Here is a 3,512-nt window from a genome sequence, read left to right as displayed (position 1 = left end):
GGGCGTGCGGCGCGTGGCCCTGGGCGACGACTGGGCCGCGCGCGACCTGGTGCTGTGCGTGCGCGACACGCTGCCGGCCTATGCGGCCGAATTGGTGGAGTACGCGCTGCGCGACGCGCCCGCATCCTGAGATAGCGCATGCATGTCCGCGGCGCAGGCCCGTCAGGAGCGCGCGAACAGCCGGCGCTTGCGCAACGGCGCGCGGTCGAACCAGGAGCCCGATGCGATGGCGCTCAGGATGACCAGGCCATAGACGCACATCGCCAGCGCCGCGATCACGAAGAACAGGCTCAGCGATCCCGTCAGGCGCAAGGCGATCCCGCCGGCGCCGATGGCCAGCAGCAGGCGCAGGAACCCCGCGATCAGCGGCCATTTAAGGCGGCCGGCGCCCTGCGAGGCGAAGTACATCGAGAAGCCCAGGGCAAAGAAACCGTACACCGGGCCGACAGTGCGCAGATAGCTGGCGCCGGTCTGCAGCATATGGTCCTGCGCGCCGAACAGGCGCAGCCAGGCCTCGGGAAAGAACGCGGCTGTAAGCCCGATGGTCTCCGCCAGCACGAAGGCCATCGCGCCGCCGGTCAGGGCGATGCGCAGCGCGCGTTCGGGCTGGCCCGCGCCGATGTTGGAGCCCACCATCGCCACCATGGGCGCGCCCAGCCCGAAGGCGATCGGCATCAGCAGGTATTCCAGGCGCACGGCGATGCCGTAGCCGGCGACCGCCGCGGTGCCGGCATAGGCGCCGACCAGGGCCGCCGTCAGCGCCACCAGGGCATTGGTCAGGAGCGGGTTGATCGTGGCCAGCGCGCCCACGCTGAGGATGTTGCGCATCAGGCCCGGATACAGGCGGCTGGGGACCAGCCGCGCCGCATTGCGTCCGCTGGCGCAGTACAGGCCCAGGATCAGCGCGCCCACGGCGTAATAGATCACCAGCGCCCAGCCGCCGCCGGCCACGCCCAGCGCGGGGAAAGGTCCCCAGCCGAAGATCAGGCAGGGCGACAGCGGGATCAGCAGCAGGGCGCCGCCGCAAATCACGGCGCCAGGCACCAGCATGTTGCCGGTGCCGCGTATGGCGCTCGCGAACGCGTTCATCAGCCACATCAGGACGATGCCGCCGAAGATGACGTCGGAGTAGGCCAGCGCCGCCTCCAGCGCCTCGCCTTCCGCGCCCAGCGCGCGGTACAGCTGTGGACCGCCCAGCAGCAGCAAGGCACAAAAGGCCAGGCCCAGCAGGCCGTTGAGCACCACGGCATGCAGCACCAGCTGGTCCGCTTCGCGCTGCCGGCCGCCGCCCAGCGCCCTGGCCACCGCGGCCGAGATGCCGCCGCCCATCGCGCCCTGCGACATGTTCTGCATCAGCATCAGCACTGGCACCACCAGGGCCACCCCCGCCAGCACCGGCGTGCCCAGGCGCGCCAGGAACCAGGTCTCGATCAATCCGGTGGACGATTGCGCCAGCATCATCAGGATGTTCGGCCACGCCAGGCGCGCCAGCGTGGGCGCGATGGGCGCATGCAGCATGGCCTGCAGGCGCGCGTTGGCGGCGGGAGGAGGAGGGGGCGCGGACATAGGGGAGGAACCCGTGGATGGCGTGGGAATATTTACGTGCATATGCCAATAAAAGTCAAGATTGGGCTAGACTCGGACCCAAGCCGGCGGTAGCGTTGAGTCCTCGCCGTCCTCCCCTTCTTGCGCCCGCCATGTCCGACGAACAGCCTGCTGCCCCCGCCGCCTCGATTGCGCCCGATCCGCTCGTCTGCAACGGTGCGGCGCTGCGCAAGGCCACCCGGCGCGTATCGCAGCTGTACGACACGGTGCTGGCGCCTTGCGGGCTGAAGGTGTCGCAGCACTCCATCCTGGTCCACATCGCGCGCGCCGGCACGCCGTCCATGACGGACCTGGCGCGCATCATGGTGCTGGACCGGTCGGCGCTGGCGCATAACCTCAAGCCCCTGGAGCGCGACGGCTATGTGCAGATGTCGCGCGATCCCTTGGACGGCCGCAGCCGCCGGGTGGCGTTGACCGAGGCGGGCCGTGCCAAGCTGGCCGAGTCCAAGCGCTTGTGGAAGGACGCGCAGCGCCGTTTCGAGGCCGCCTATGGCGCCGAGCGGGCAGCCGCGTTGCGGCGCTCGCTGGCCGATATCTTTTCCGACGAGTTCGCGCTGGCGTTCAGCCGCGGCTAGGACCTGTGCGCGCTTGCTTGCCGTGGCCGGTAGCATCGGACCCGGCGCGTAGTGGCTTGCCGCGCGAGCGTACCCCGGACCAGCCCAGCGCCACCACCGCGCCCAGCACGCAAGCCATGCCCGCCAGTTGCGCGGGGGCCAGGGATTCGCCCAGCAGTCCGGCGGCAAGCGCCACCGCCGACACCGGCGCAAGCGCGGTGAACAAGGCGGCTTCGGCGCCGTTGACGCGGGCCGCGCCCGCATACCAGAGCAGGAAGCCGCCTACCGTGGGCACCAGCGCGTAATAGGCCACCGCCGCCAGGGCCGGCGTCGGCAGGCCAAGGGTCCAGGGTGCTTCCGCCAGGCTGGCCACGGCCGAAAACGCCAGCCCGAAACCGGTCATGAGCGTGGATAGCGCCAGCGGCGCCACCGGCTGGCGCAGCCGCTTGTTCAACAGAATGAACAGTCCCTCGCACAGCACCGCGCCCAGGATCAGCGCATTGCCGACCAGCGAGCTCGCGCCGCCCGCGCCGGCCGAATGGCGCATCATCAGCCAGACGCCGAGCGCCGCCGCGACGATGGCGGCCAGCGTGGCCTTGCCCGGGCGCTCGCCCAGCAGCAGGATGGCGATGGCGGCGGACACCAGCGGCAAGGTGCCCAGGATGATGCCGCCGTCCACGGCCGATGCGCGCTGCAGGCCGGCGATCAGCAAGGTGGTGTAGCCGACGCTGCCGGCGGTGGCCTGGGCCACCAGCAGCAGCCAGTCGCGCCGGTCCAGCCGCGGCAGGCGTGCGCCGGTCAACGCCATCAGCAGCGCAAAGCAGGGCAGGGCGATGGCGAAGCGCAAGGCGGTCGCGGTGAAGGGGGGCAGACCCGTTCCGATGATTTTGCTGGCGGCCACCGTGCTGCCGACCAGCACCATGGCGGCTGCCAGATAGCAATAGCCCCGCATCCGATTGTTCATGACCCGATCCACGCCTTTGTGAGAGCAAGGCGCACAGGCTAGGCGGATGGGCGAGGCCGGGTCTTGAACGAAATTGCAGCGCTCAGCCGGCGGCCAGCGCGTAGCGCCGCGGCGATACGCCGTAGGCGCGCACGAACAGCCGGGTCATGTGGCTCTGGTCGGCGAAGCCGACCGCGGCCGCGGCATCGGCCAGTGTCGAGCCTTGCCGGATCAGGCTGCGCGCCAGCAGCAGCCGGCGTTGCACCTGGTAGGCGTGTGGCGTGAGGCCGGTGTCACGGGAGAAGGCCCGCAGCACCTGGTAGCGGCTCAGGCCGCTGGCCGCGGCCAAATCGGCCAGGGACAGCGCGGCCGCGGGGTCGTCGTCGATCAGGGCGCGGGCATGGCGGATG

General features: G+C 70.8%; 4 protein-coding genes. 1 reads left to right on the top strand and 3 read right to left on the bottom strand.

Annotated features, from left to right (window positions below; all coding sequences use genetic code 11):
• Window positions 1-162 precede the first annotated feature (162 nt).
• Window positions 163-1,566, bottom strand: a complete 1,404-nt coding sequence (locus VIR09_RS26955; protein WP_332015651.1) for an MATE family efflux transporter — start codon at window positions 1,564-1,566, stop codon at window positions 163-165.
• A 131-nt stretch (window positions 1,567-1,697) separates the two neighbouring features.
• On the opposite strand from VIR09_RS26955, the gene VIR09_RS26950 reads away from it, so the two are divergent.
• Window positions 1,698-2,180, top strand: a complete 483-nt coding sequence (locus tag VIR09_RS26950) for a MarR family winged helix-turn-helix transcriptional regulator (protein WP_332015650.1) — start codon at window positions 1,698-1,700, stop codon at window positions 2,178-2,180.
• Here VIR09_RS26950 and VIR09_RS26945 read toward each other — a convergent pair.
• A complete protein-coding gene (locus tag VIR09_RS26945) occupies window positions 2,167-3,123 on the bottom strand; it encodes a DMT family transporter (RefSeq protein WP_332015649.1) in 957 nt (318 codons plus the stop codon). The genes VIR09_RS26950 and VIR09_RS26945 overlap by 14 nt on opposite strands.
• A gap of 82 nt (window positions 3,124-3,205) precedes the next feature.
• On the bottom strand, window positions 3,206-3,512 hold a 307-nt coding region (locus VIR09_RS26940; protein ID WP_332015648.1), incomplete at its 5' end, for an AraC family transcriptional regulator.

The organism is Achromobacter sp. (assembly GCF_036567245.1).
In the GTDB taxonomy this organism is placed as follows: domain Bacteria; phylum Pseudomonadota; class Gammaproteobacteria; order Burkholderiales; family Burkholderiaceae_B; genus Achromobacter.
The sequence above is the reverse complement of the archived record's forward strand: the minus strand, read 5'-3'. Positions and strand labels throughout refer to the sequence as shown.

Coding starts and splice junctions, on each gene's coding strand:
- VIR09_RS26955 (WP_332015651.1), bottom strand. CDS start 1,566: ATGTCCGCGCCCCCTCCTCCTCCCGCCGCCAACGCGCGCCTGCAGGCC.
- VIR09_RS26945 (WP_332015649.1), bottom strand. CDS start 3,123: ATGAACAATCGGATGCGGGGCTATTGCTATCTGGCAGCCGCCATGGTG.
- VIR09_RS26950 (WP_332015650.1), top strand. CDS start 1,698: ATGTCCGACGAACAGCCTGCTGCCCCCGCCGCCTCGATTGCGCCCGAT.